Raw genomic sequence first — 2,080 nt, forward strand, 5'->3', positions numbered from 1 at the left:
GTGCAGCGGTTGCCCCTCAGGAGACGATTGTCGAAATAGATGCAGACCTCCCTCAAGAGTGGTCTGCCCATCGGATCCTTGGCCGCCGCGATCTCGATCGAGGTGAGCAGATTCTCCTTCCCATCCGTTCGAACCTTACCGATAGGCAGCTGCGACCCGGTCAGGAGGACAGGCTTGCAGAGGCCGTCCAGCATAAAGCTGAGCATCGAGGCGGTGTAAGCCATGGTGTCCGTCCCATGGAGTATCACGAAGCCACTATACTTATCATAATTCTCCCGGATGGTCAGTGCCATCTCCCGCCAGTGCGTCGGCCCCATCTCGCTGGAGTCGATCACCTGATCGAAGGAGTAGGTGTCGATGTGGAAGGAGAAGTTATTCACCTCCGGGACATGCTCCTCTATGTAGGCAAAGTCTATCGCCTTGAGCGCACCGGTGACAGGATCCTCTGTCATGCCGATCGTCCCGCCGGTGTAGATGAGGAGGACCGCGGTCGAGGGGTCGTAGGGCTTATTATTGGTTGATTTTCTCATGGTGACTATAGAAGTAAAAAGGTCAAGCGCAAAGATAGCGATATTATCGACTCGGCGTCACAGTGACACCCACCTCGACGACGCCGTGGATGACAGAGTCCCTCAGCAGCGGACGAAGACTAAGGGTATAGGTGCCGGACTGCTCCGGGACAAAGTCCGACAGGATCTCGAAGGGGTACTCCCGGACGACATATCCGGTCGTACTGATCTGTCGTTGCTTGACAGGCATCATCAGCTGTGACTCCCGGTACTGGTGATCAGGGGTCTCCAAGACGACTCCGAGCGGCACTTGGCGTAGGGTAAAGTCAGGCGACACCCGCACAACACCCTCTACCTGATAGCGCTCATCAGCTGTGACGGGGAAGGTGTAGAATAGTTCCTCACTCTGTCCCCACCCCATATCCTCCAGAGACTGGTAGTAGGAGTAGACGGGAAGAGTCGACTGACGACACCCCACCGCCATCAGACAGGGGATGAGTAGGAGCAGTCTGCCGAGCTTATTCATTCTCATCCTCCGCACCGTTTCACTTGCGAGAGTCCCGCCGCTGCTGTCTCGCCCCCTTGGACCGACCGGACGAGCCACCCTGAGAGCGCCTCCTATTCCGACCATTACGCGACCGCTTAGGACGAGAGGCTTCCCGAGACTTGTCGAAGCGGGAGACACTCTCCTCCGATAGGATGTCACTCACCCGACGGAGTGGGGAGACCTGCTCCTCCTCGGTGTCAGAGACGAGGGAGACGGGCTGTACGCCGACACGATTTTGATCGATCACTTCCAGAGCTCGCTCCTTGCTGATCGTCACCACCTCGCGCTGCTTCGACGGAGCGCCACCGGTGGAGATATAGGAGACCTGACCGGCGAGGGCATCTGCCTTGAGGAACGCATAGACCCCACGCTGACACTCCAGCCGCACATCTCTCGGTGGCAGCGAGCTCTGAGCCTCGGCGTAGGTGTCTCGCTCATAGTTGAGACAGCACTTCAGCTTAGCACACTGACCGGCAAGCTTCTGTGGATTGATGGCAATATCCTGCAGGCGAGCCACATTAGTACTGACGGAGTGGAAGCTGGTCATCCACCCCGAGCAGCAGAGCTGTCGCCCGCAGGGACCTATACCACCGATCCGCCCCGCCTCCTGACGGGCACCGATCTGCCTCATCTCCACACGTATGTGGAATGCCTCCGCCAGCTCTCGGATCAGCTGCCGGAAGTCCACCCTGTGGTCTGCTATGTAGTAGAAGATCGCCTTCTGTCCATCACCCTGATACTCCACGTCCCCGATCTTCATAGCCAGCCCGAGCCGCTTTGCGATCTGGCGGCTGCCGATCATTGTCTCGTGCTCCTTCGCCTTGCTCTCCTCATACTTCTGCAGGTCGAGCGGACGTGCTAAGCGATAGATGGTCTTGGGCTGCTCCGGAGGAGTTACCCCGAGCTTACGCATCTGGAGGTCCACCAGCCGACCGGTGAGCGAGACCCGCCCGATATCGTGACCGGGAGAGGCCTCGACAGCCACCATGTCGCCCTTGGCGAGGGGGAGACGAAGATTATTTAG

General features: G+C 58.5%; 3 protein-coding genes. All 3 read right to left on the reverse strand.

The annotated features are described in order from the left end of the window. The coding region (locus tag Q0F21_RS07460) for an asparaginase (RefSeq protein WP_297238754.1) at positions 1-530 on the reverse strand (530 nt) is incomplete at its 3' end. 43 nt (positions 531-573) lie between these two features. Then, positions 574-1,041: a hypothetical protein gene (locus Q0F21_RS07465; RefSeq protein WP_297238756.1), complete on the reverse strand. Its 468-nt coding sequence runs from the start codon at positions 1,039-1,041 to the stop codon at positions 574-576. 13 nt (positions 1,042-1,054) lie between these two features. Then, positions 1,055-2,080 (reverse strand): regulatory iron-sulfur-containing complex subunit RicT (gene ricT, locus Q0F21_RS07470; RefSeq protein WP_297238758.1); only part of this gene is annotated, 1,026 nt, incomplete at its 5' end.

This window comes from uncultured Porphyromonas sp. (genome assembly GCF_934359325.1).
GTDB lineage: Bacteria > Bacteroidota > Bacteroidia > Bacteroidales > Porphyromonadaceae > Porphyromonas_A.